This window comes from Allobosea sp. 10N428, assembly GCF_056394545.1.
The window spans coordinates 210746-233433 of record NZ_JBFTIC010000006.1; the positions used below are offsets into that span (position 1 = coordinate 210746).

General features: G+C 67.3%; 23 protein-coding genes and 1 tRNA gene. 14 read left to right on the plus strand and 10 right to left on the minus strand.

Annotation, left to right across the window (positions count from 1 at the left end; all coding sequences use genetic code 11):
* Window positions 1-14: 14 nt before the first annotated feature.
* Window positions 15-1079, plus strand: a complete 1065-nt coding sequence (hemH, locus tag AC1DDA_RS19345) for a ferrochelatase (protein ID WP_441511681.1) — start codon at window positions 15-17, stop codon at window positions 1077-1079.
* A gap of 1 nt (window position 1080) precedes the next feature.
* Here hemH and AC1DDA_RS19350 read toward each other — a convergent pair whose 3' ends face one another.
* A complete protein-coding gene (locus AC1DDA_RS19350) occupies window positions 1081-1965 on the minus strand; it encodes an alpha/beta fold hydrolase (protein ID WP_476796980.1) in 885 nt (294 codons plus the stop codon).
* Window positions 1966-2010: 45 nt separating this feature from the next.
* On the opposite strand from AC1DDA_RS19350, the gene AC1DDA_RS19355 reads away from it, so the two are divergent.
* Window positions 2011-2523 (plus strand): MarR family winged helix-turn-helix transcriptional regulator, encoded by a 513-nt coding sequence (locus AC1DDA_RS19355; protein WP_476796981.1) that lies wholly within the window; start codon window positions 2011-2013, stop codon window positions 2521-2523.
* Between the two features lie 11 nt (window positions 2524-2534).
* Here the strand turns inward: AC1DDA_RS19355 and AC1DDA_RS19360 are convergent, their stop codons facing one another.
* Both AC1DDA_RS19360 and AC1DDA_RS19365 read right to left on the minus strand, forming a co-directional pair.
* Window positions 2535-3170: a TIGR00725 family protein gene (locus AC1DDA_RS19360; protein WP_476796982.1), complete on the minus strand. Its 636-nt coding sequence runs from the start codon at window positions 3168-3170 to the stop codon at window positions 2535-2537.
* 4 nt (window positions 3171-3174) lie between these two features.
* Window positions 3175-3888, minus strand: a complete 714-nt coding sequence (locus AC1DDA_RS19365) for an orotate phosphoribosyltransferase (RefSeq protein WP_441511677.1) — start codon at window positions 3886-3888, stop codon at window positions 3175-3177.
* A 336-nt stretch (window positions 3889-4224) separates the two neighbouring features.
* Here AC1DDA_RS19365 and AC1DDA_RS19370 point away from each other — a divergent pair, with 336 nt between their 5' ends.
* Together AC1DDA_RS19370 and AC1DDA_RS19375 are read left to right on the plus strand one after the other, a co-directional pair.
* Window positions 4225-5463, plus strand: coding sequence for an MFS transporter (locus AC1DDA_RS19370; RefSeq protein ID WP_476796983.1), 1239 nt, complete (start codon window positions 4225-4227; stop codon window positions 5461-5463).
* A 338-nt stretch (window positions 5464-5801) separates the two neighbouring features.
* Window positions 5802-6749 (plus strand): N-carbamoyl-D-amino-acid hydrolase, encoded by a 948-nt coding sequence (locus tag AC1DDA_RS19375; RefSeq protein WP_476796984.1) that lies wholly within the window; start codon window positions 5802-5804, stop codon window positions 6747-6749.
* A gap of 18 nt (window positions 6750-6767) precedes the next feature.
* Here AC1DDA_RS19375 and hydA read toward each other — a convergent pair whose 3' ends face one another.
* Window positions 6768-8210 carry a dihydropyrimidinase gene (hydA, locus tag AC1DDA_RS19380; protein WP_476796985.1) on the minus strand — a complete coding sequence of 481 codons (1443 nt, stop codon included), beginning with the start codon at window positions 8208-8210 and terminating at the stop codon, window positions 6768-6770.
* Between the two features lie 74 nt (window positions 8211-8284).
* On the opposite strand from hydA, the gene AC1DDA_RS19385 reads away from it, so the two are divergent.
* Window positions 8285-9136: an NHL repeat-containing protein gene (locus tag AC1DDA_RS19385; RefSeq protein WP_476796986.1), complete on the plus strand. Its 852-nt coding sequence runs from the start codon at window positions 8285-8287 to the stop codon at window positions 9134-9136.
* 20 nt (window positions 9137-9156) lie between these two features.
* On the opposite strand, the gene AC1DDA_RS19390 is transcribed toward AC1DDA_RS19385, so the two are convergent.
* From AC1DDA_RS19390 to AC1DDA_RS19410, 5 genes are all read right to left on the minus strand, one after another.
* Window positions 9157-9831, minus strand: coding sequence for an amino acid ABC transporter permease (locus tag AC1DDA_RS19390; RefSeq protein WP_476796987.1), 675 nt, complete (start codon window positions 9829-9831; stop codon window positions 9157-9159).
* Window positions 9831-10505 carry an amino acid ABC transporter permease gene (locus AC1DDA_RS19395; RefSeq protein ID WP_476796988.1) on the minus strand — a complete coding sequence of 225 codons (675 nt, stop codon included), beginning with the start codon at window positions 10503-10505 and terminating at the stop codon, window positions 9831-9833. The genes AC1DDA_RS19390 and AC1DDA_RS19395 overlap by 1 nt, the downstream gene beginning before the upstream one ends.
* A 9-nt stretch (window positions 10506-10514) precedes the next feature.
* Entirely contained in the window at window positions 10515-11264 is a 750-nt protein-coding gene (locus tag AC1DDA_RS19400; protein ID WP_476796989.1) for an amino acid ABC transporter ATP-binding protein, read from the minus strand.
* Window positions 11265-11278: 14 nt separating this feature from the next.
* The gene (locus AC1DDA_RS19405) at window positions 11279-12154 is read right to left on the minus strand and encodes a substrate-binding periplasmic protein (RefSeq protein WP_476796990.1); all 876 of its coding nucleotides are present in this window, start codon (window positions 12152-12154) and stop codon (window positions 11279-11281) included.
* A gap of 144 nt (window positions 12155-12298) precedes the next feature.
* Entirely contained in the window at window positions 12299-13225 is a 927-nt protein-coding gene (locus AC1DDA_RS19410) for a LysR family transcriptional regulator (RefSeq protein ID WP_476779536.1), read from the minus strand.
* Window positions 13226-13403: 178 nt separating this feature from the next.
* On the opposite strand from AC1DDA_RS19410, the gene AC1DDA_RS19415 reads away from it, so the two are divergent.
* Genes AC1DDA_RS19415 through AC1DDA_RS19450 form a run of 8 tightly spaced genes read left to right on the plus strand, consistent with a single transcriptional unit; the run spans window position 13404 to window position 21650 of the window.
* Entirely contained in the window at window positions 13404-14501 is a 1098-nt protein-coding gene (locus AC1DDA_RS19415; RefSeq protein WP_476796991.1) for a DUF917 domain-containing protein, read from the plus strand.
* A 51-nt stretch (window positions 14502-14552) separates the two neighbouring features.
* Entirely contained in the window at window positions 14553-15902 is a 1350-nt protein-coding gene (locus AC1DDA_RS19420) for a dihydroorotase (protein ID WP_476796992.1), read from the plus strand.
* Between the two features lie 5 nt (window positions 15903-15907).
* On the plus strand, window positions 15908-17152 hold the full coding sequence (locus tag AC1DDA_RS19425) for a hydantoinase/carbamoylase family amidase (RefSeq protein WP_476796993.1): 1245 nt from the start codon (window positions 15908-15910) through the stop codon (window positions 17150-17152).
* Between the two features lie 4 nt (window positions 17153-17156).
* A complete protein-coding gene (locus tag AC1DDA_RS19430) occupies window positions 17157-17819 on the plus strand; it encodes a flavin reductase family protein (protein ID WP_476796994.1) in 663 nt (220 codons plus the stop codon).
* Window positions 17816-18499 carry an aspartate/glutamate racemase family protein gene (locus AC1DDA_RS19435; RefSeq protein WP_476796995.1) on the plus strand — a complete coding sequence of 228 codons (684 nt, stop codon included), beginning with the start codon at window positions 17816-17818 and terminating at the stop codon, window positions 18497-18499. Before AC1DDA_RS19430 ends, AC1DDA_RS19435 begins: the two co-directional genes overlap by 4 nt.
* A 3-nt stretch (window positions 18500-18502) precedes the next feature.
* A complete protein-coding gene (locus AC1DDA_RS19440; RefSeq protein WP_476796996.1) occupies window positions 18503-19927 on the plus strand; it encodes an FAD-binding oxidoreductase in 1425 nt (474 codons plus the stop codon).
* 8 nt (window positions 19928-19935) lie between these two features.
* Window positions 19936-20865: a dihydrodipicolinate synthase family protein gene (locus AC1DDA_RS19445; RefSeq protein WP_476796997.1), complete on the plus strand. Its 930-nt coding sequence runs from the start codon at window positions 19936-19938 to the stop codon at window positions 20863-20865.
* Window positions 20865-21650: an SDR family oxidoreductase gene (locus AC1DDA_RS19450; protein ID WP_476796998.1), complete on the plus strand. Its 786-nt coding sequence runs from the start codon at window positions 20865-20867 to the stop codon at window positions 21648-21650. Before AC1DDA_RS19445 ends, AC1DDA_RS19450 begins: the two co-directional genes overlap by 1 nt.
* Before the next feature lie 201 nt (window positions 21651-21851).
* Here the strand turns inward: AC1DDA_RS19450 and AC1DDA_RS19455 are convergent.
* Window positions 21852-21926: transfer RNA gene (locus tag AC1DDA_RS19455), tRNA-Gly, on the minus strand.
* 235 nt (window positions 21927-22161) lie between these two features.
* On the opposite strand from AC1DDA_RS19455, the gene AC1DDA_RS19460 reads away from it, so the two are divergent.
* Complete coding sequence (locus AC1DDA_RS19460) at window positions 22162-22686, plus strand: prolyl-tRNA synthetase associated domain-containing protein (RefSeq protein WP_476779545.1); 525 nt, start codon at window positions 22162-22164, stop codon at window positions 22684-22686.
* Window positions 22687-22688: the final 2 nt, after the last annotated feature.

Below are 22688 nucleotides of genomic sequence, written 5' to 3' on the forward strand. Positions count from 1 at the left end.
GAGAGCATGCGCTCATGACTGCTGACATTGCCGCGGCGCCCGGCCGCGAGGCCGCTTCCCTGCCGCCCGACCATCCCAAGGTGCGCTACGGCCGCATCGGCGTGCTGCTGATGAATCTCGGCACGCCCGAAGGCACCGGCTACTGGCCGATGCGCGCCTATCTCAAGGAGTTTCTGTCGGACCGGCGTGTCATCGAGGAGCCGCGCTGGAAATGGTGGCCGATCCTCAACCTGATCATCCTGTCGACGCGCCCGGGCCGCAAGGGCAAGGATTACGCCTCGATCTGGAACAACGAGCGCAACGAAGGCCCGCTCAAGACCATCACCCGCTCGCAGACCGAGCAGCTCGCTGAGCGCCTGAAGCCGCTGGCCGGCGACCGCGTCGTCTTCGACTGGGCGATGCGCTACGGCTTTCCCGACGTGAAGAGCCGGCTGAAGGCTCTGCTCGACCAGGGCTGCGACCGCATCCTGCTGGTGCCGCTCTATCCGCAATACGCCGCGCCGACCTCGGCCACGGCCTGCGACCAGGCTTTTCGCGCGCTGATGCAGATGCGCTGGCAGCCCTCGGTGCGCGTCTCGCCGCCCTACCATGACGACCCCGTCTATATCGGCGCGCTCGCCCGCTCGATGCGCGCCTCGCTCGCCAAGCTCGATTTCGAGCCGGAGGTCATCCTCTGCTCCTTCCACGGCATGCCGAAGGAATACCTGCTGAAGGGCGACCCCTACTACTGCCAGTGCGTCAAGACCTGGCGTCTGCTGCGCGCCGAGCTAGGTCTCTCCGAGGAACAATTCCCGCTGACCTTCCAGTCGCGCTTCGGCCCGGACGAATGGCTGCAGCCCTATACCGACGAGACGGTGAAGGCGCTGGCCCAGGCCGGGAAGAAATCGATGGCGATCGTCGCGCCCGGTTTCTCGGCCGACTGCCTGGAGACGCTCGAAGAACTCGACGGCGAGAACCGCGAGATCTTCCTGCACAATGGTGGCGAGAAATTCGCCTATCTCCCCTGCCTCAACGACTCCCGCGAGGGTGTCGACGTCATCGCCGAGGTCGTCCAGCGCGAACTGATGGGTTGGCTCTGAGCTAGCCCTCGCCGACCACGAAGCGCGCCACGCTCTCGGCCACCGGCCGCGCCTTCAGGATGCGGCGATGGCCGAGGCCTTCCGTCGCTTCCAGCCTGACGAACGGGCCGGCCCGCTCCAATGCCTCAGCATGAAGGAAGCCGAGTTCGCGATCCTGCCGGTCGTGGATCACCAGGGTCGGCAGCCCGATCGCCTCCAGTTGCAGCGCCCCCTCGAAAACCTCGACCGGATTGCCGGCGACGACATGGATGCGCCGCTCCAGCGCCGCCTGCCCGCGCTTGCCGAGACCGATCGCGGCGCCGAATTGCCGGGTGATCTCGGTGATCGAGGACGGCGCGGCGATCAGCACGAGCCGCCCGGTGCTGACCGCGGGCTGCCCCCTCACGGAGCCTGCCAATGCCGCAAGCGCGATCGCCCCGCCGAAGGAATGCGTCACGATTGCATGCAGCGGCCCGAACACCCGTGCCACGGCCGCAAGGCTCGCGACACCGAGCGGGATGTTGAGCTCGCGCCCGGTCGAGGCGCCATGGCCGGGCAGGTCGAAGGCGACGACCCGGAAGCCCGCCGCCAGCAGCGGTTCGACGAAAGCGGTCATCGAGGCCGCCTCTCCCGTCCAGCCATGGACCAGCAGCACCGTGCCCGCCGGCACGACCGCCTCGGGCTCGAAGACATAGGCCTGAACGCTCCCGCAGGGGAACGGAATCGCGCGTCGGCTCGCTTGCCCGAGCCTCGTCGCGGTGGCTTGTTCGCCCGATTTTCTGTTTCGCTTCGACGGCTTCGCCGGGGTACAGAACAAGCGGAAAGCCAGCCGGCCGGTCGCGGAAGGAGCCACGAAGCTCGCGGCCCGGACCAGCGGGCGCATGTAACGGAGGGCGGAAGCGGTCATGGCACGGACCCTGTCTTGTTCAGCGCTGAACGAATATGTTCAGCCATGAACAAAAAGCAAGCGCTTTCTGATTTGCCGGAGTCGCAGATCCTGCCCTGGGATCTCCCGCGCTTCCGCAACTGGGTCTCCGTCGCCCGTGCTCACAGCTTGTGGGAGAAGGTTTTCACCGAGGCGCTTGCGCCGCTCGACATCCAGCTCGCGCATTACGACGTGCTCGCCAACATCTTCCACGCGCCCGGCCTCTCGCAGCAGGCGCTGGCCGAGAAGCTTCTCGTCGGGCGCAGCGCGATGAGCATGCTGCTGCCGGTACTGGAGCGGCGCGGGTTGATCGAGCGGCGCAATGACGACGCCGACAAGCGCCTGCGCCGACTTTGGCTGACACCCGAAGGCGAAGCGCTGACCCGCAAGGCGATGGCGATCCACGTCGCCGAGATCGAGGCGATGATGACCGTACTCAGCGACGAGGAGTGCGATGCCGCCGGCGAGGCGATGCGCCGCGTCGCCAAGGCGCTCGAAGCCCGCAGCGGCGCCGCAGCGGGCCGGCCCGACAGGCCGTGAACGGACGGCGTTCAGACTGCCAGGATCACCCGCGCGACAGCGTCTAGCGTCGCCTCTGCATCGGAGCAGGCGAGCGCCCCGTCGACGGTCGGCGCGCCTTCCAGCAGGAAGACCGGCCGCTTGAACTGCAGGGCGAAGGCGATCTCCGATAGCGTTCCGTAACCGCCCCCGATCGCAACCAGACAACACGCCGCCCGGGCGATCAGCGCATTGCGGGCCACGCCGATGCCGGTGGCAAGCGGGACCGTGACGTAGGGATTGGCCGCCTCCGGCTCGTCATCGGGCAAAAGGCCAATCGAGAGGCCGCCGGCCTGCGCGACGCCACGGCAGACCTCCTCCATCACACCTGAGCGGCCGCCGCACAGCACGGTGACGCCGTGCTCGGCGAGAAGCCGACCCAAGGTTTCGGCGGCAACCGCCTGAGAAGCGGTCGGCGTGCGCGTCCCGATCACGGCGACGGGCGTGCGCAGAGCCATCCCGCTCTCACGCTGAAGCCAGCGCAAGGCACTGGCGGCCGACACCGGCTCGCCCAGTGCAGCCAGCGGGGCTTCGCACCACCGCCGCGCCGCCGGATCGAACACCCGGCCGCCCCCGTCCTGCAGCTGTCCGTTCTCGACATCCAGACGCAGCTGCGGGTCCTGAAGCATCGGCTCAGGCCGGCTTCTTTTCTTCGCCGAAGGCGGAGATCCCGCCATGCTTGGACGACCAGCTCGCCGGGTCGTTGAGGAAGCTCTCGACCTCGGCAAGGATCTTCGGCTCGAAATGGCCGCTGTCCTTCGCGACGGCCAGCACATCCCACCAGGTGGTGAGGTAGTGCAGGTTCACGCCGATCTCCGCCATCAGCTCGCGGCTCTTCGGGAAGATGTCGTAGTAGAACAGCACGAAGCAATGCTGCACATCGGCGCCCGCATTGCGCAGCGCTTCGGCGAAATTGACCTTGCTGCGCCCGTCCGTAGCGAGATCCTCGACCAGCAGCGTGCGCGCGCCCTCGACGACCGAGCCCTCGATCTGGGCATTGCGGCCGAAGCCCTTCGGCTTCTTGCGGACATACTGCATCGGCAGCGCCAGGCGGTCGGAGATCCAGGCAGCGAAGGGGATGCCCGCGGTTTCGCCCCCGGCGATGGTGTCGAGCGACTCGTAGCCGATGTCGCGCACGATCGTGGTGGCGGCGAAATCGATCAGCGTCGAGCGCAGACGGGGGTAGGAGATGATCTTGCGGCAGTCGATATAGACCGGGCTCGCCCAGCCGGAAGTGAAGAAGAAGGGCTTGTCGCTGTAGAAGTGCACAGCCTTGATCTCGAGCAGCATCTTGGCCGCTTCGCGCGCGATCACGGCCCGGTCGGTGGGGGTGAACAGATTGGGCATGGCGCGGTTTCCTTGGGCTGAGCGACGCCGCTCGCCGGGGACGGCAAGGGCGCAGGGGCTGGTCGAATTGGCAAACGGCCCCTTCTGATCGCCCCCGCCCGGCAGGTCAATCCCCGCCCCGCGATTTCCACCATGGCGCCAGGGCCAGCGCCGCGCTGTCGATAAAGCCACACACGCGAATGTTTCCCGGCACATCCACAGGCTGATTCGGGGCGAATTATTGCGCCGGCTCGGGCAGCGTGACATGTCGAGCCGACATCACGCATGTGAGCGCGCCTCGATCTGGCTTGCAGCTCAGCATCCTTTCGGCCGGGCGAAAACGAGGGGCCTTGAACCATGAGCGATCGGACAGCATCGGCCGCCGCGCTGTCGGCACCGACGACGGTGGACGACAAGGCGCGCAAGGCGTTGTGGGGCGCCGCCATTGGCTATGCGATGGATGGCTTCGACCTCTTGATCCTCGGCTTCATGCTCAGGGCGATCTCGGCCGACCTGCAATTGAGCCAAGCCCAGGCCGCCTCTCTGGTGACGGCGACGCTCGTCGGCGCCGTCCTTGGCGGCATCGGTTTCGGCATGCTCTCGGACCGGATCGGCCGCGTCCGTGTCCTGACCTGGACCATCGTCCTCTTCGCCGTCTTCACCGGCTTGTGCGCCTTCGCCCAGGGCTATTGGGATCTGTTGATCTACCGCACCATCGCCGGCCTCGGGCTCGGCGGCGAATTCGGCATCGGCATGGCGCTCGTCGCCGAAGCCTGGCCGGCCTCGAAGCGGGCGCGCGCCTCCTCCTATGTCGGCCTCGGCTGGCAGGTCGGCGTCCTCGCGGCCGCCCTCGTCACCCCGCTGCTGCTGCCCACCATCGGCTGGCGCGGCATGTTCGCCATCGGCGTCCTGCCGGCGATCGCGGCCTATTTCATCCGGCATTCGCTGCACGAGCCCGACGTCTTCGTCGCCCGCTCGAAGGACCGTCCGAAGGAATCCGCGCTGCGCCTGCTGGTCAAGGACTGGGAGACCACCAAGCTCAGCATCGGCATGGTGATCCTCTGCTCGGTCCAGAACTTCGGCTATTACGGCGTGATGATCTGGCTGCCGAACTATCTCGCGACGCGGTTCGGCTTCGCCCTCACCCAATCGGCGCTGTGGACGGCGGTGACCATCGCCGGCATGGCGCTCGGCATCTTCGCCTTCGGCCATATCGCCGACCGGGTCGGCCGGCGCCCGGCCTTCTTCGGCTACATGCTGGGCGCTGCGGTGATGGTCATCGTCTATTCCCGGCTGACCGACCCGATGCAGCTCCTCGTCGCCGGTGCGGTGATGGGCTTCTTCGTTAACGGCATGCTCGGCGGCTACGGCGCGCTGATGAGCGAGCTCTTCCCGACGGCGGCCCGCGCCACCGCCCAGAACGTGCTGTTCAACATCGGTCGCGGCGTCGGCGGCTTCGGCCCCGTCATCGTGGGCGCGATCGCGGCAGCCTATGGCTTCCAGACCGCCATCGCGCTGCTCGCGACCCTCTACGTCCTCGATATCCTCGCCATGTGGCTCCTCATCCCCGAGAGACGCGGCGAAGAGCTGCTGTAGGCCTTACCGCCGCAACACGACACAGCCTGCGAGCTGCTGGCGCGGCCTCCGCGCCAGCACCTTCACGGCCGATCGGCGCCCAGGGCGAGCCGGCATCGCGCCAAGATACCGAGCTCCGCCTTCTCGCGCTGCTGGACCGTGGCGTGGAGCATAACGCGCGATTATGGCTGATCGCGAACAAAGCATATGAAGAATGGAAGCCAACGATCTAAGGCTTTGACACGGCCCAGCAACCCCGAAGGGGCGGGCTCGTGGAAAGCATGCTCGGACGCAGCACGCTGATCTCGAAAGAGGTCGTGATCGGGCGGCCCCGAAGCACCATCTGATCAGGAAGAACCGTGTCACGCATCGTCACAGTCGCCGCCGCCCAGCTGGGCCCGATCCAGCGGGCCGAGAGCCGCAAGCAGGTCGTCGACCGCATGATCGCGCTCATGGAGACGGCAAGGGCCCAGGGCGCGACCTTCATCGTCTACCCCGAGCTGGCGCTGACCACCTTCTTCCCGCGCTGGTATCATGAGGATCGCGCCGAGGCCGACCACTGGTTCGAGCGCAGCATGCCCGGCCCGGAGACGCAGCCGCTCTTCGACAAGGCGAAAGCGCTCGGCATGGCCATGAGCTTCGGTTATGCCGAGCTCACCCCCGACGGGCGCCATTTCAACAGCTCGATCCTCGTCGACCGCGCTGGCCGGATCGTGGGCAAATACCGGAAGATCCATCTTCCCGGCCATGCCGAGTTCGACACGGAGCGGGCACACCAGCATCTCGAGAAGCGCTATTTCGAGCCCGGCGATCTCGGCTTCCCGGTCTGGGAGTTCGAGGGCGGGCTCATGGGCATGGCGATCTGCAACGACCGGCGCTGGCCGGAGACCTATCGCGTCATGGGTCTGCAGGGCGTGGAGATGGTCGTTCTCGGCTACAACACCCCCTCCGCCAACTCGCAATCGCCCCATGAAACGACGGCAGACCGCCTGTTCCATCACCGCCTCTCGGTTCAGGCCGGCGCCTATCAGAATTCGACCTGGGTCGTGGCCGTCGCCAAGGCCGGCAACGAGGATGGCCACCGTCTCTTCGGCGGCACGCTGATCGCGGCGCCGGACGGCAAGATCGTTGGCGAAATCGACCATGAGGAGGACGGCGTGCTTATCCACCCTTGCGACCTCGACGACACCCGTTTCGGCAAGGCGACGATCTTCGACTTCTCTAGGCATCGCCGCGTCGAGCATTACGGCCTGCTCACCGAGCGCACCGGCGTCGGCGCTCCGCTCGGAAAGCCGGAGAGCGCCTGAGCGCTCTCCTTGCTTCCCTCACCGGAACGGATCGAACGGCGTTGGAAAGCGGCCGGTCGGCGCAATCTCGGCATAGGGGCCGCGCGCCAGCAATTGCCCCTGCCCCGGCTCCGCCAACACGCGCTCGCCGTCGAAGATCAGCCGGCCGCGTTGATAGGTGGCGGTCGGATAGCCCTGCACCTCCATTCCTTCGTAAGGCGTGTAGTCGCTGCCATGGTGCTGCATGGCGTTGGTCAGGGTGACGCGCCGATCGGGATCGAACAGCACGACATCGGCGTCCGCCCCGACCGCGAGCACGCCCTTGCGCGGCGCGAGGCCGAAGCGGCGGGCCGGGTTGGTCGCGACGAGATCGACGAAACGACGCAGATCGATCCGCCCCTTGGCGACGCCCTCCGAATAGAGGATGGGCAACCGCGCGGCGAGGCCGGGCACGCCGTTCGGGATCTTGTTGAAGGGCGCGTTCTCGCCATGCTGCTTCTTGCCGCGCGGATCGTCGTAGCGCAGCGGCGAATGGTCGGACGAGACGATGTCGATGACGCCCTCACGCAGGAAGCGCCAGAGCGCCTCCTGATCGGCGGCGGACCGCAGCGCCGGCGAGATCATGAACTTCGCGCCCTCGAAGCCCGGCCGGTCCATGTCGGCCTCGTCGAGCACGAGATATTGCGTGCAGGTCTCGGCCCAGGCCTTCTGCCCCCGCGCCTGCGCCCGCTCGACCTCCTCGCCGGACTGTCGGCCCGAGACGTGGAAGATCTGGATCGGCGTATCCAGCGCCTCGGCCAGCGCGAGAATGCGATGCGTCGCCTCGCGCTCCACCACCATCGGCTTGGCCCAGGCGAGATGGCGCGGCGCGGTCTGCCCGGCCGCCAGCAGCGCCTGCGTCAGCCAGGTAATCAGCTCGTGATGCTCGGCATGCACACAGACAAGCGCGCCGGCGCGCCGGGCCGCTGCGAGCGTCTGCAGGATCTGCGCATCGCCGAGACGGTTGCTGTCATAGGTCATGAAGATCTTGACGGAGCGGTGCCCGGCCGCGACCAGCGCCGGCAGCTCGTTTTCGAGAACCTCCGGCGTCGGATCGTTGACCAGAAGATGGAAGGCGTGGTCGATCCGCGCCTGCTTCGCTTTCTCCGCATAGGCTGCGACCGCACCTGCCAACGAACCGCCGCGGATCTGCGGGGCATGGCACACGACCGTCGTCGTGCCGCCGGCTGCGGCAGAGGCCGTGCCGCTGTCGAAGCCATCAGCGATATCAGCGCCCGAGGAAAAGGGCTGGTCGAGATGGACGTGGGCATCGACACCGCCGGGCAGGACGAGCAGGCCGCGCGCATCGACTTCCTCCTTACCGCGCGGCAGCCCTTCTCCGATCGCGGCGATGACGCCGCCGGCAATGCCGATATCGAAGGACCCGATGTCGGAGGCGGTCACGGCGGTGCCGCCGCGAATGACGAGATCGAAATCGCTCATGGTCTTTCTCCCCATGCGGCCGGGGCCCTGAAACGATGGCCACCCACAGCGCGCGAAACGGCGACGAGGTCAGGATGAAAACGGAATTGCGCGTTGCGCTCGGCGAAATGCTTTACGGCGTCGAGCGTCCCTGGGGCGCCCTGTCCGCGACGCCGGGTCGGATCACCGATCTGGCGGTCGACAAGGACGGGCTCGTGCATGTCCTGCTGCGCCGCGACAGCGCGGTCGATCCTGACGGCCCCTGCGTCGTCACGCTTGCAGCCGACGGCAGCTTCCTGCGCAGCTGGGGCGAGGCGCTCTGCCTCGATGCCCACAAGATCGCGGCGATGCCCGATGGCGGCCTCGCCATCGTCGACCGCGACGCCCATCGCATTCTTTTCTGCGACATCGAGGGACAGGTGCGGCAGCAGATCGGCGAGAGCCATCGGCCGGGCCATCCCTTCAATCATCCCAGCGACATCGCCTTCGCGCCCGACGGCGGCTTCTACGTCGCGGATGGCTATGGCAACGGCCGCATTCATCGCTTCGACGCTGGCGGCGGCCTGATCGCGAGCTGGGGTTCGGTCGGAACCGCACCTGGCGCCTTCCTGACGCCGCACGGCATCTGCGTGCTCAGCGACGGGCGCGTCATTGTCGCCGATCGCGAGAACAGCCGCGTGCAGAGCTTCACCGCAGAAGGCGAGCTTCTGGCGGTGTGGGACGCCTTCCTGCGCCCCCAGGATGTCGTCGCCGATGCGGAGGACCGGATTCATGTCTGCGATTCCATCCCGACGCTGAGCCTGCTCTCGCCGGACGGCGCTCTGCTCGGCCGCTGCCGGCCGGTCCTCAATGGCGCCCATGGGCTCTGGCTAGGGCCCTCTGGCGACATTTTCCTCGCCGAGACCAACCCAAACCGCATCACCCGCCTCTACCCCGTCGCGATCTGACGCGACGGGTCACAATCGCCTCACGCAGCCGACATGGCCGTGCGGTTCTGCAGGCGCGAGACCAGCCGCACGAAGGGCCAGAACATCAGGAAGTAGACGATCGCCACCGCGATCAGCGGCGTCGGGTTGTAGAGCAGGCCCTGGGCGAGCTGGGCCGAGCGCAGCAGCTCTTGCAAAGCGACGGCAGACGCGATCGAGGTCTGCTTCACCAGCTCGACCGTATTGCTGATCAGGTCCGGCAGCACGTTGCGCGTGCCCTGCGGCACCACGACATGGATCATGCTCTGGTACCAGCTGAGGCCCGTCGAGCGGGCCGCCTCGCGCTGCCCCTTCGGCACGGATTCGATGCCCGCGCGGAAGATCTCGGCGAAATAGCTCGAACCGTTCAGCGTCAGCGCCAGCACGGCCGCCGTGAACTCGTTGAGCTTCAGGCCCAGGAAGGGCAGGCCGAAGAAGATGAAGATCAGCAGCACCAGCGGCGGGATGGCGCGCATCACATCGACATAGGCGACCAGCACGAAGCGCAGCAGTTTGTTCGGCACGTCCTGCGCCATGGCGATGGCGATGCCGGTCAGCACCGAAAGCGGCACGGCGACCGCGGCCAGCGCCAGCGTCATCCAGAAGCCCTGCAGCAGCAGCGGCCAGACCTGCTTGAGGACGTCGAAATTGAAGAAGGTCGTGACGAGCTCGTCCATCATGACCTCGGATGCGCGTAGACATGTTCCAGCCAGCGCGTGAAGCGCACGAAGGGCAGGAACAGCAGCAGGAACAGCAGCGCGCCGACGGTGAGCGCGGTCGGGTTGGCGACGTTGGACTGGATGCTCGAGGTCACGTTGAGCAGCTCGGGCACGGCCACCACGGAGCCCAGCGTCGTGCCTTTGCTGATCCCGATGGCGCGGTTGGTCAGCGGCGGGATCGACATGCGCACAACCTGCGGCAGGATGATGTAGGCCAGCGTCTGGGTGAAGCCGAGGCCCGTCGAGCGCCCCGCCTCCCACTGCCCCTTAGCCACGGCGTTGATGCCGGCCCAGAAGATCTCCTCGGCGAAGGCCGAGAGCACGATCGCGAGTGCCAGCACGGTCGCGGTGATGGGCTCCAGCACCAGCCCGAAATAGGGCAGCGCAAAATAGGCCAGCACGATCAGCACGAGCTGCGGGATCGAGCGGAAGAAGTCGATGTAGAAGATGATCAGCCAGTTCAGCGGCCGGATGCCGTAGAGGCGCAACACCGCGAGGACGAGGCCGAGCGGGATGCCGATGAGGACCGTCAGGATCGACATCTCGACGGTGATGAGGAAGCCGCGCAGGATGTCGGGCCAATAGGCCGACAACAGCCCGAAATCGAAGAAATAGCGGACGATCTGGTCCATGGGTGCCCGTCAGCCGTGCGAGCGCATCACGAAGTCGCGGATGCGCTGGTGCTGCGGGTTGACGAGGATCTCCTGCGGCGTGCCCTCGGACAGGATCGCGCCATGGTCCATGAAGACAACGCGGTCGGCGACATCGCGCGCGAACTTCATCTCATGCGTCACCACGATCATGGTCATGCCCATCTCCTTGGTGCGGACCATGACGTTGAGCACTTCGCCGACAAGCTCGGGGTCGAGCGCCGAGGTCGGCTCGTCGAAGAGCATGACCTGCGGCTCCAGCGCCATGGCGCGGGCGATGCCGACCCGCTGCTGCTGCCCGCCGGACAACTCGGCCGGATAGGCATCGGCCTTGTGGGCGAGGCCGACGACCTCGAGATGGTGGCGCGCCTTGCGCTCGGCCTCCTCCTTGCCGAGGCCGACGACCTTGCGCAGCGCCAGCATCACGTTCCCCAGCGCTGTCTTGTGCGGGTAGAGATGGATGCCCTGGAAGACCATGCCGATCCGGCGGCGCAGGAGATTGAGGTCCACCTTCGGACCGGTGATCTCCTGCCCACCGACGCGGATCGCGCCCGCCGTCGGTTCCTCCAGCCGGTTGATGCAGCGCAGGCAAGTGCTCTTGCCCGAACCGGAGGAGCCGACGATCACGACGGCCTCGCCCTTGCCGACCTTGAGATCGACACCGCGCAGGACCTCGACATTGCCGAAGCTCTTGCGCAGCCCCTCGATCGAAACGATCGTCTCAGGGAGCGTGGCCGTCATGGCGGGCTGCGACGTCACTTGCACGCGGCCTTGTGCTCTGTCGCGTCATAGCCCTCGAAGCCCGGCGCGCCGGTGCCCGGATAGACCGTCGCAGTCGAGGATGCCGCCTCCGGCTTCACGCCGAACCACTTCTCGTGGATCTTGGCCAGAGTGCCGTCGGTCTTCATGCACTCCAGCGCGACTTCGACCTGGGCGCGGAAAGCGGCGTCCTCCTTGCGGAAGGCGATGCCGAAATTGCGGCCGCCGTCGAGAACGAAGGGCACTTCGGCCATCGGCGTCTGGGTCGCGACATAGCGCGAGACCGGCGCATCGGCGACATTGGCGAAGGCACGGCCGATCATGACGGCCTGCACGGCGTCGGCGTTCTTGTTGTAGCGCTGGATGGTGTAGCCGTATTTGGCCTCGTTATCGGTCAGCCACTTGTCCGAGATCGAGCCGTTATTGACGGAAAGGGCCTTGCCTTTCAGGTCGTCGAGACCGGCGATCTTGCCGCCCTTCTTGACGAGGAAGCCGAGGCCCGTCGGCATATAGGGCTCGCTGAACAGCATCTGCGCCGCGCGCTCGGTCGTGATGTTCGTCGGCGCCGGGATCATCTCGTAGCGCTTGGAGAACAAACCGGCGAAGATCGCCGAGAAGTTCGAATCCGTCACATCGACGCCGGGGCGGCCGAGCTTCTGGGCGATCGCGGCGGACATGTCGTAGGTGAAGCCGGTCGTTTCGCCGCTCGGCGTCTTGAAGCAGAAGGGCGCGAAGCCGAGATCGCAGGCTACTTTCAGCTTCTCGTTCTGCGGATGGTCGGCATCCTCGGCCATGGCCGGCATGGCGATGAGCGCGGCCAACGCCACGCCCCTGACGGCGGCGCGCGCCATCCCGATCGAATTCAGTTTCATGCTTCCCGCTCCCGTTATGCGACGGCCATGCCGTGATCGTTGCGCCCCTGTTCCTGCAACAATCCGGCCACGTCTGGAGCGAAACCTAACAGGGCGAAATCATGCCCTGCCAATTATTTGTTGTCGGGTTTCCATAACATGATGTTAAGCGCCCTCGGCCGGCTCGGCGTCCTTGCCCTTGGGCATAGGCGGCACCAGACCGCGCAAAATGTCGACGAAAGCGTTCGCCGTGCGCGAAAGCGGCTCGAAACGCGGCGTCAGCAGATGCGCGCGCACCCGCGTCTTGGGCGCCAGCGGGCGCGACACCAGCTCCGGCCATGTCCGCCCGCGCAGCACGAACTCGTCGACGACGGCGATGCCGGCGCCCGCCCGCACCATCGCACAGGCGACCGGCGTGAAGCGGACGACGGTGCTGATCCTGAGAGGCGCCGCTTTCAGCGCGAGCGCGCGCCCGACGACGTCGCCATAAGGCGTCTGCGGCCCGAAGCCGATCAGTGGATAGGGCACGAGATCGGCCGGGCGGATGACGCGCAGCCGCGCCAGCGCATGATCGCGCGGCATGATCACCATCAGGCGACCTTCGGTCAGAATTTCCATATCGAGCGTCGGCTCATCGATCGGCAGGATCGAGACGCCGAGATCGGCCCGACCGCTGACGATCTTGGCGACGATTTCCAGCAACGTCAGCACCTCGAACTCGACGCGCAGATCCGGGAAACGCTCGCGCAGGCGGGCGATGGCATCGGGCACAAGCGCTTGGCCGACGCTCGGGCTCGCGACGATCCGCACCGAGCCGGTGCCGCGCTCGCGCAGTTCGTCGGCCAACTCGTTGACCCGGACCACGCCCTGATGGACCTGGTCGACCTCCTGGAACAGCCGGCGCGCTTCCGGCGTCGGTTGCACGCGCCCTCGCACGCGCTCGAACAGGCGCAGCGCCAGCCGGTCCTCGGTATAGGCCAGCAGGCGGCTGATTGCCGGCTGGGAGACCGAGAGCAGCCGGGCGGCGCCGCTGATCGAGCCGGTGATCATGATGGCCCGGAAAACTTCGATCTGCCGGAGATTGAGGCGCATGAGGATAACATCCGTTTATGGTCGGCCGCATAATAAGCATGATTCATTTCGCGCATAGCGCTCTAAGTTCGATCTCGTGCCGGCAACGACCGGTTCGCGACAGAGCATTGCGCGAAAGAGTGGGAACCGGTTTTTCGCTTAAGCAATGCTCTCGACTTGTGCGGGACGAGGCCGGCCGATGAAGCGCTTTCTGACGATCAGGGATGTCGAGGCCGCGGTAGCCGGCGGGTCGGTCTTCGCGGCGGGCGGAGGCGGCTGGGCCGATCACGGCCGCATGCTCGGCACCGCAGCCGTCAATACCGGCAAGCCCGAGCTCGTCACCATGGACGAGATTCCCGACGACGCGATCATCGCCACCGCCGCCGCCATCGGCGCGCCCGCCGGCACGACCGAATGGGAGATGTGGGGCATCGACTACGTCAAGGCGGTGCAGCTCCTGCAGGAGGCGTTGGGCAAGCCGATCTACGGCCTGATCATCGGCCAGAACGGCATGTCGAGCACGCTGAATGCCTGGCTCCCCAGCGCGATCCTCGGCGTGAAGGTGGTCGATGCGGTCGGCGACATCCGCGCCCATCCCACCGGGGACATGGGCTCGATCGGCCTCGCTAACAGCCCGGAAGCGACGATCCAGGTCGCGGTCGGCGGCAATCGCGCGAAGAACCAGTATATCGAACTGGTGACGCGCGGCGCGACGGCCAAGGTCTCGCCGATCCTGCGCACGGCGTCTGACATGTCCGGCGGCTTCATCGCCTCCTGCCGCAATCCTGTCTCGGCTGCCTATGTGCGCAAGAACGCCGCGCTCGGCGGCATCTCGATGGCGCTGGCGCTGGGCGAGCGCATCCTCGATGCCAAGCCGAAGGGCGGTACGGCCGTCATCGACGCCATCTGCGACCAGACCGGCGGCTCGATCATCGCGCGCGGCCCGGTTGCCAAGAAAGATGTGCGCTACACCAACGAGGCCTTCGACATCGGCACGATCCAGGTCGGAGCCGGCGCAGCCGCACGCGTCATCCATGTCATGAACGAGTACATGGCCGTCACCGATCTCGATGGCGCCCGGCACGCCTGCTTCCCGGACGTGATCACCACCCTCGGCTCCGACGGCCAGCCGGTCAGCGCCGGCCATGTCCGCGAGGGCATGGATCTTTCGGTGCTGCGCGTGCCCAAAAGCAAGATCCCGCTGAGCTCCAGCGTGACCGATCCCAGCGTCTATCCGATCGTCGAGAAGGCGCTCGGCATGAATTTCACCGACTACGCGCTCGGCCGCGCAGACTAGTCGGCGCTCGCCCTTCCGCACACCCCGCAGGATCGACCGGATACCCCGACCATGAGCGATTTCGATCTCGTCCTCCGCGGCAACATCGTGCTGTCCGACCGGATCATCGAGGACGGCTATGTCGCCGTCACCGGTGGCAAGATCAGCAAGGTCGGGTCCGGCGCGCCGCCCTCGGCTCGCGAGACCCAGGATTTCCGGGGCCAGTGGATCATGCCGGGCGTCATCGACGGCCAGGTCCATTCCGGCAGCCAGGCCGACCACGAGGGCATCGGCATGTGCTCGCGCGCGGCGGCGGCCGGCGGCGTCACCGTCATGGTCGACATGCCCTATGACGAGCCGGAGCCCGTCACCAGCGCCAAGCTCTTCAACGAGAAGGTCGCGGTGGTCGAGCGCGACGCCCATGTCGATGTCGCGCTTTACGCCACGATCACCATCGAGAACGGCCTCCATGCCATTCCCGGGCTGGTCGAGGCCGGCGCCTGCGCCTTCAAGTTCTCGACCTTCGAGGCCAATCCGACGCGCTTTCCGCGTATCGGCGACGACACGCTCTACGAAGCCTTCAAGTTGATCGAGCCGACCGGCCTGCTCTGCGGCGTCCACAACCAGGACCAGGAGATGACCCGGCGCAATATCGCGAGGCTGATCGAAGCCGGCGATACCGGCCCCGACGCTTTCCTACGCGCCCATACCCCGCTGATCGAGAACCTCGCCACCGCCCGCATCTACGAGATCGGTGCCGAGACGGGCGCGCGCGCCCACGCCGTCCACGTCTCGACCTCGCGCGGTTTCGAGATCTGCAACATGTACAAGCGCGCGGGCACCAAGGCGACGGTCGAGAGCTGCGTGCAGTACTTCATGCTCAATGCCGAGGAGCACGGCCCACGCTTCGGCGCCAAGATCAAGCACTATCCGCCGATCCGCCCGAAGGCCGAGAGCGACCTGCTCTGGAGCCACCTCGCCGCCGGCCATTGCGACTTCATCTCGTCCGACCACGTCTCCTGGGGTCTGGAGAAGAAGGGCGATCCGATGATCTTCAAGAACACCTCGGGCGGTCCGGGCATCGAGACGCTGCTGCCGGCGCTCTGGACCGGCTGCGAGGAGCACGGGCTTTCGCCGACCATCGTGGTGAAGCAGCTCTGCGAGGGGCCGGCCAAGGCCTTCCTGCTCGCCGACAAGGGCCGGCTCGAAGCCGGCGCCGATGCCGACATCACCGTGCTGGAGCCCGGCCGCTTCATCCACGACCCGAGCAAGAGCCTCGCGGCGGTGAAGTGGAGCTCCATGGAGGGCCGCGAGTTCCGCGTCCGCGTCGCCGCAACTTACGTGCGCGGCCAGCTCGCCTGGGATGGCCAGCAGATCCGCAACAAGGCCGGCGACGGCCGCTTCCTGCGCCCGGCGGCGTGACCGCCATGGCGATCGATCAGGACCGGCTCTGGCGGCGCATCGAGGCGCTCTCTGGGATTACCGACCCGGAGCGTCCGTGGACGCGCCGTTCCTTCACCTCGCGCTTCCTCGAAGGACGAGAATGGCTAGCCGCGGAGTTCCGCGAGGCCGGGCTGGAAACAGAGCTCGACGCCGCCGGCAACCTGATCGGCCGGCTCGCGGGCGCCGATCCCACGCTGAAGCCGATCCTGATCGGCTCGCATTCGGACACTGTGCCCTCCGGCGGCCGTTATGACGGCATCCTCGGCGTGCTCGCCGCGCTGGAGGTGGCGCAGAGCTTCAGCGAGCGTGGCGACAGGCTGCGCCACACGCTGGAGGTCGTCGATTTCCTCGCGGAGGAGCCGAGCGAATTCGGCCTCTCCTGTATCGGCAGCCGCGCGCTCGCAGGCGCCCTGAACGAGCAGCATCTCGCCCTCGCCCGCCCGGACGGCATGACATTGCGCGAGGGCATCGCCTTCGTCGGCGGGCGGCCCGAGGAATTGGCCTCCGTCAAGCGCACTGCCGGCGACGTCGCGGCCTATGTCGAAGTCCATATCGAGCAGGGCCGCGTGCTCGAAAATGAGCGCATCCCGGTCGGCATCGTCTCCGACATCGTCGGCATCCGCCGCGAGCGCATCACCGTGACCGGCCGGGCCGACCATGCCGGCGCGACGCCGATGCCGCTCCGGGCCGACGCGTTGGTCGGCGCCGCGAGGCTGGTCGAGGCCGCCTATAAACGGGCGCTCGCGACCGCGCGCGACAACCAGCCGCTGGTCGCCACCTTCGGGCGCATCGAAGTCAGCCCCAATGCAGCGAATGCCGTCCCCGGCGAGGCCGTGCTGACGCTGGAAGTCCGCTCCGGCAACGAAGCGGCGGTGAAGACCTTTGGCGAAGCGCTGGTGCGCGACCTCCGCCCTGCCCTTGAGGAGTTGCGCCTCACCATCGCGGTCGAGCCGATCAGCCATGTCGCGCCAACGGCCTGTGCGCCTGAAATCCGTTCGGCCATCGCCAATGCCGCGACCTCGCTCGGGCTCGCCACGCGCGACCTGCCGAGCGGCGCCGGGCATGACGGTGTGCAAATCGCCCATATCGGTCCGGTCGGCATGATCTTCGTGCCCTGCCTCGACGGGCGCAGCCATGCGCCCGAGGAATCGATCACGCCCGAGCAGGCCGGAGACGGCGCCCGCGTGCTGGCCGAGACCGTGCGTCTGCTCGATGTGAGCCTGGGCTGAGCCGATGGACTGGGCTGCGGGCGACCTCAAGGAACGCGATCTCTACAAGCTGCTCGTCAACACCGTGCTGCCGCGCCCGATCGCGCTCGTCACCACCGTCGATGCGCAAGGGCGCGCCAACGCCGCGCCCTTCAGCTTCTTCAACGTCTTCAGCCACGCGCCACCGCTGGTCGTGCTCGGCATCGAGGGGCGTGATGGCGCGGTTTCGCCGCTGAAGGATACGATGCGGAACATCCGCGACACCGGCAGCTTCGTCGTCAATCTCGTCGATCGTGCCATGGTCGAGGCGATGCAGGTCTGCGCGATCGACTTTCCCGGCGAGGTCGACGAGATCGAGGCCGCTGGGCTCACGACCGCGCCGAGCGCCGCGATTGCAGCGCCGCGGCTCGCCGCCTCCCCCGTCCAGCTCGAATGCCGCGAGACGGTCTCGCTCTCGCTCGGCACGCGGCATCGCAATCTCGTCGTCGGCGAGATCGTCCATCTCCACATCCGCGACGGCATCGTCGACGAGCGCCTGCATGTCGATGTCGACAAGCTCGACCTCGTCGGCCGCCTGCATGGCGCCGACTGGTATGTCGGGCTGCGCGATCGTTTCCAGGCTCCGCGCCAAACGCTCGCAGGCTGGCGCGAACGGACGCGGTCCACCCCGGAAGGAGAGGCGTCGTGAGCGGCACGATCTACGTCATCAATCCCAATTCGACCGAACGCGTGACGCGGGAGATCGACGTCGCCGTCGCGCCGCTGCGCATGGCCGGCGGACCCGCCATCGAATGCCTGACTCTGGCCGAGGGACCGCCCGGCATCCAGTCCCAGCGCGATATCGACGGGCTGATCCCGGCCCTGCTGAAGCGCGCCGCCGGGCTGGAGAACGAGGCGGCGGCTTTCGTCGTCGCCTGCTTCTCCGATCCCGGCATGCATGCGCTGCGCGAGCAAAGCGAGAAGCCGGTGCTCGGCATCGCCGAATCCGGCGTGCTGACGGCGCTGACGCTGGGCCAGCGCTTCGGCATCGTCGCCATGCTCCAGAACTCGATCCCGCGCCATCTGCGCTATCTCGGCGCGATGGGGATGACGGACCGCTTCGCCGGCGACCTGCCGGTAAACCTCACCATCGCCGAGATGGCCGACGACGAACTCACGCTTGGCCGCATGATCGGCGTCGGCCGCAGCCTGCGCGATACGCATCATGCCGATGTGCTGGTCATGGGCTGCGCCGGCATGGCGCGCTTCCGCGAGCCGCTGGAGCAGGAACTGGGCATTCCCGTCGTCGAGCCGACGCAAGCCGCGGTGACGATGGCGATCGGGCGCGTGCGTTTGGGCTGGGGCGGGCGCCCCCTTCGCAAAGGCTGAACCATGGACGATCTGATCGCCGAACTCGCCGGGGTTCTCGGCGAGGCGAATGTCTTCGTCACCCCAGAGGACCAGGCGCCTTTCCTCACCGACTGGCTCGGCAAATATCATGGCGCCGCGCGAGCCGTCATTCGGCCGGGCTCGACCGAGGAGGTCGCCGCCGCGATGCGTCTCTGCGCCCGCCACGCCGCGCCCGTCGTTCCCCAGGGCGGCAACACCAGCATGTCGGGCGGTGCGACGCCGGATGAAACCGGCAAGGCCGTCGTCCTCTCGCTCGCACGGCTGAACAGCATTCGCGACATCGACGCTGTCGGCAACACGATCACGGTCGATGCCGGCGTAATTCTGGCGAAGGTGCAGCAGGCGGCCGACGCAGCCGGGCGCTTCTTCCCGCTCAGCCTCGGCGCCGAGGGCAGCTGCACCATCGGCGGAAACCTCGCCGCCAATGCCGGCGGCGTCGCCGTGCTGCGCTACGGCACCATGCGCGAACTCACGCTGGGCCTGGAGGTCGTCCTCGCCGATGGCCGCGTCTGGGACGGGCTGACGGCGCTGCGCAAGGACAATACCGGTTACGCCCTGCGCGATCTCTTCATCGGCTCGGAAGGCACGCTCGGCGTCATCACCGGAGCGGTGCTCAAGCTCTTCGCCCGACCGCATGCCCGCGCCAGCGCATTCGTTGCCGTTGCGGACGCTGCCGCCGCTCTCTCGCTCCTTGGCGCGGTGCGAGACCGCTGCGGCGACCGGCTGACGGCCTTCGAGTTCATGACCGGCGATTGCCTGTCGCTGATCCTGCGCCATATCGGCGACGCGCGCCTGCCGCTCGCAGCGATGCCGCCGGCTGCCGTGCTGATCGAGCTCTCCGGCCAGGACGATGAATCCGGACTGCGCGAACGTCTCGAAGCGGCGCTCGCCGACGGCATTGAGGCGGGTCTCGTGCTCGACGCCGCCATCGCGCAGGACGGCGCGCAGGCCAAGGCGTTCTGGCGCATCCGCGAGGGCGTGTCGGAAGCGCTGGTGCGCGAAGGCAAGGCCGCCAAGCACGACGTCTCGATGCCGGTCTCCGCCATGGCCGATTTCGTCGCCGCGGCCGATGCCGCCGTCCACGCCGTGGCGCCCGGGATCAGGCCGATCGTCTTCGGCCATCTTGGCGACGGCAACCTGCACTACAACCTCTTGCCGGCCGAGGGACAGGATCCCGCAGCCTTCGCGGCACTTGCACCCGAACTCACCCGCATCGTCCACGACGAGATCGGCCGGCGTCGCGGCTCGATCAGCGCCGAGCACGGCATCGGCCAATTGCGCGTCTCCGAGATGCCGCGGCGCAAGGCGCCGCTGGAACTCGAACTGATGCACCAGCTCAAGCACCTGCTCGATCCGGCAGGTCTGCTCAATCCCGGCAAGCTTCTGCCGCCATCCACCAAGAACTGAGGACGATCATGGCTCTGCTCGATGAAACCGCTGAGGGCGTTTACGTCATCGCGGTGACGCCCTTCACCGAAACCGGCGCGCTCGACCTCGACAGCACCGACCGCATGGTCGATTTCTATCTGGAGAAGGGCGCGACCGGCCTCACCGTGCTCGGCATGATGGGCGAAGCACCCAAGCTGACCGCCGACGAAGCCCGCATCTTCGTGCGCCGCGTGCTGGCGCGGGTGCAGGGCCGCGTCCCGGTCGTCGCCGGCGTCTCCGCGCCCGGCTTCGCAGCGATGCGCGAGCTCAGCGACAGCGTGATGGATGACGGCGCCGCCGGCGTCATGGTCGCACCGCCCTCCAACCTGCGCACCGACGACCAGATCGCCTCCTACTACGCCATGGTAGCCGAGACGCTGGGGCCGAAGACGCCCTTCGTCCTGCAGGATTTCCCGCTGGTCACCCAGGTTCAGATCACCCCGGCGGTGATCCTCAAGATCGTCGCTGCCCATCCCAGCTGCGTCATGCTCAAGCATGAGGACTGGCCGGGCCTGGCCAAGATTTCTGCTCTGCGCGCGGCCAGCGACCAGGGCGGCCGGCGCATCTCGATCCTCGTCGGCAATGGCGGGATGTTCCTGCCGGAAGAGCTCTCGCGCGGCGCCGACGGCGCCATGACCGGCTTCGCCTATCCCGAGATGATGGTCGATGTCTGGAAGGCGCATGCCGCCGGCAACGTCGAGCGGGCGCATGACCTGTTCGACGCCTATCTGCCGCTCGCTCGCTACGAGCAGCAGCCCGGCCTCGGCCTCGCCATCCGCAAGCACATCCTGGCGAAGCGCGGCGCCATCGCCTCCGGCGCGCTCCGCAAGCCCGGCGGAGCATTGTCGAAGGCCGATATCGCCGATATCGAGCGGCTCATCGCGCGGCAGGAACTGCGCCTGAAGGAGATCGGCTGATGGATCTGGGACTTGTCGGAAAGCGCGCGCTCGTGCTGGGCGCCAGCCGCGGCCTCGGCGCGGCGATCGCACGGACGCTCGCCGCGGAAGGCGCGACCGTGATCGCCGCAGCCCGCAGCGCCGATGTGACGGAAAGCTGGATCGCCGGCCTGCCGCCGGACCAGCGCGGCCGCGTCAGCGCCGTCAAGCTCGATCTCGCCGATCTTGCTTCGGTCGACGCACTCTCCGACCGCCTCGTCGCGGAAGGCGGGGTCGACATCCTGATCGGCAATTCCGGCGGCCCGCCGCCCGGCGAGGCGCGGGACGCCAAGCGCGACGACTGGCTGAAGCATTTCGAAGGCATGGCCGCGAATCTCTTCCATCTGACGCAGCGCATGCTGCCCGGCATGGCGGAGCGCGGCTGGGGTCGCATCGTCACCATCGCTTCCTCCGGCGTCGAACAGCCGATCCCGCGCCTCGCTCTCTCCAACGGCATCCGCGCCGCCGTGATCGGCTGGTCGAAGACCCTCGCCTCGGAGGTCGCCGGTAGTGGCGTCACGGTCAACGTCGTCCTGCCCGGCCGCATCCACACCGAGCGCGTCGACCAGCTCGACGATGCCGCGGCCACACGCAGCGGCGGGACACGCGATTCCGTCGCGCAGGCGTCGATGGCGACGATCCCGGCCGGGCGCTACGGCAAGCCGCAGGAATTCGCCGATGTCGTCACCTTCCTCGCCAGCGAGCGGGCAAGCTACGTGACCGGCGCGAAGATCCGCATCGATGGCGGCCTGATCAGAGGCATCTGAGTGCGCCCGTCTGCGTCAGCGACAAGAGCGCTGGCGCAGATTCAAGGACATGACGCCCCCATATCGGTCGGCGGGATGGCATATCGGTGGCTCGTCGCCGGCACAGGCGCGAATGGCCTCACCCGCCCCGACACAGCGCCCAAAAAGCAAAAAGCGCCGGAAGATCCGACGCTTGCATGCTTCTCAAGGCTTGAGATTGTCTGGAGCGGGCGAAGGGATTCGAACCCTCGACCCCAACCTTGGCAAGGTTGTGCTCTACCCCTGAGCTACACCCGCATCCGAGACAGTCGCGCCGTGGCGGCGCGGTCGGGTTATTGCCCCAAAGCGCGGCGGAGCGCAAGCACCTGGCGAAAGTTTTTTGCCGGCCGTTGATAACTGCCCCACCGACAGGGCAGCTTGCCGTCGGCCAGAGGCGAGGCTAGGCATCCCAAATAGCGCCGCCTCCCGCTCCAGCGGCGGATAAGCGCCATGCCCGACCTGTTCCGACGCTTGCGACCACCGGCTTGCCATGATGAACACGCCCATCACGCCCGCTCAGCTCTGCCAACATCTGTCCGAGCGCGGCATCGCCTTCCACCGCACCGATCATCCAGCCGTGTTCACCGTGGCCGAAACGGCGCCGCACCGCGACGAGATGATCGGCCACCACACCAAGAACCTGTTCCTCAAGGACAAGAAGGGGCGGCTGTTCCTGGTCTCGGCCGAGGCTCACGCGCGCATCGATCTCAAGCGGCTGCACGAGACGATCGGCGCCAGCGGCCGGCTCTCCTTCGGCTCCGCCGAGCTCTTGATGGAGAAGCTCGGCGTCACGCCGGGCTCGGTCACCGCCTTCGCCGTGGTCAACGACCGTGCCTGCGACGTCACCATGGTGCTGGATGCCAATCTGATGACCGGCGAGGACGTCAACTTCCACCCGCTGATCAATACGGCCACGCTCAGGGTCGGCCGCGACGATTTCCTCGCTTTCCTCAGGCAGACCGGCCATGACCCGCTGATCGTCGATTTGCCCGTCCCGCCCGATGGACAGAACGGCTGAAG

What these genes read in the sequence shown, in the direction of transcription:
- AC1DDA_RS19405 (WP_476796990.1), bottom strand. Translation starts at nt 12,154, where the DNA reads ATGAAACTGAATTCGATCGGGATGGCGCGCGCCGCCGTCAGGGGCGTG.
- AC1DDA_RS19365 (WP_441511677.1), bottom strand. Translation starts at nt 3,888, where the DNA reads ATGCCCAATCTGTTCACCCCCACCGACCGGGCCGTGATCGCGCGCGAA.
- AC1DDA_RS19395 (WP_476796988.1), bottom strand. Translation starts at nt 10,505, where the DNA reads ATGGACCAGATCGTCCGCTATTTCTTCGATTTCGGGCTGTTGTCGGCC.
- AC1DDA_RS19415 (WP_476796991.1), top strand. Translation starts at nt 13,404, where the DNA reads ATGAAGCGCTTTCTGACGATCAGGGATGTCGAGGCCGCGGTAGCCGGC.
- AC1DDA_RS19385 (WP_476796986.1), top strand. Translation starts at nt 8,285, where the DNA reads ATGAAAACGGAATTGCGCGTTGCGCTCGGCGAAATGCTTTACGGCGTC.
- AC1DDA_RS19430 (WP_476796994.1), top strand. Translation starts at nt 17,157, where the DNA reads ATGGACTGGGCTGCGGGCGACCTCAAGGAACGCGATCTCTACAAGCTG.
- AC1DDA_RS19360 (WP_476796982.1), bottom strand. Translation starts at nt 3,170, where the DNA reads ATGCTTCAGGACCCGCAGCTGCGTCTGGATGTCGAGAACGGACAGCTG.
- AC1DDA_RS19410 (WP_476779536.1), bottom strand. Translation starts at nt 13,225, where the DNA reads ATGCGCCTCAATCTCCGGCAGATCGAAGTTTTCCGGGCCATCATGATC.
- AC1DDA_RS19400 (WP_476796989.1), bottom strand. Translation starts at nt 11,264, where the DNA reads ATGACGGCCACGCTCCCTGAGACGATCGTTTCGATCGAGGGGCTGCGC.
- AC1DDA_RS19420 (WP_476796992.1), top strand. Translation starts at nt 14,553, where the DNA reads ATGAGCGATTTCGATCTCGTCCTCCGCGGCAACATCGTGCTGTCCGAC.
- hydA (WP_476796985.1), bottom strand. Translation starts at nt 8,210, where the DNA reads ATGAGCGATTTCGATCTCGTCATTCGCGGCGGCACCGCCGTGACCGCC.
- AC1DDA_RS19350 (WP_476796980.1), bottom strand. Translation starts at nt 1,965, where the DNA reads ATGACCGCTTCCGCCCTCCGTTACATGCGCCCGCTGGTCCGGGCCGCG.
- hemH (WP_441511681.1), top strand. Translation starts at nt 15, where the DNA reads ATGACTGCTGACATTGCCGCGGCGCCCGGCCGCGAGGCCGCTTCCCTG.
- AC1DDA_RS19425 (WP_476796993.1), top strand. Translation starts at nt 15,908, where the DNA reads ATGGCGATCGATCAGGACCGGCTCTGGCGGCGCATCGAGGCGCTCTCT.
- AC1DDA_RS19460 (WP_476779545.1), top strand. Translation starts at nt 22,162, where the DNA reads ATGAACACGCCCATCACGCCCGCTCAGCTCTGCCAACATCTGTCCGAG.
- AC1DDA_RS19370 (WP_476796983.1), top strand. Translation starts at nt 4,225, where the DNA reads ATGAGCGATCGGACAGCATCGGCCGCCGCGCTGTCGGCACCGACGACG.
- AC1DDA_RS19450 (WP_476796998.1), top strand. Translation starts at nt 20,865, where the DNA reads ATGGATCTGGGACTTGTCGGAAAGCGCGCGCTCGTGCTGGGCGCCAGC.
- AC1DDA_RS19355 (WP_476796981.1), top strand. Translation starts at nt 2,011, where the DNA reads ATGAACAAAAAGCAAGCGCTTTCTGATTTGCCGGAGTCGCAGATCCTG.
- AC1DDA_RS19445 (WP_476796997.1), top strand. Translation starts at nt 19,936, where the DNA reads ATGGCTCTGCTCGATGAAACCGCTGAGGGCGTTTACGTCATCGCGGTG.
- AC1DDA_RS19440 (WP_476796996.1), top strand. Translation starts at nt 18,503, where the DNA reads ATGGACGATCTGATCGCCGAACTCGCCGGGGTTCTCGGCGAGGCGAAT.
- AC1DDA_RS19390 (WP_476796987.1), bottom strand. Translation starts at nt 9,831, where the DNA reads ATGGACGAGCTCGTCACGACCTTCTTCAATTTCGACGTCCTCAAGCAG.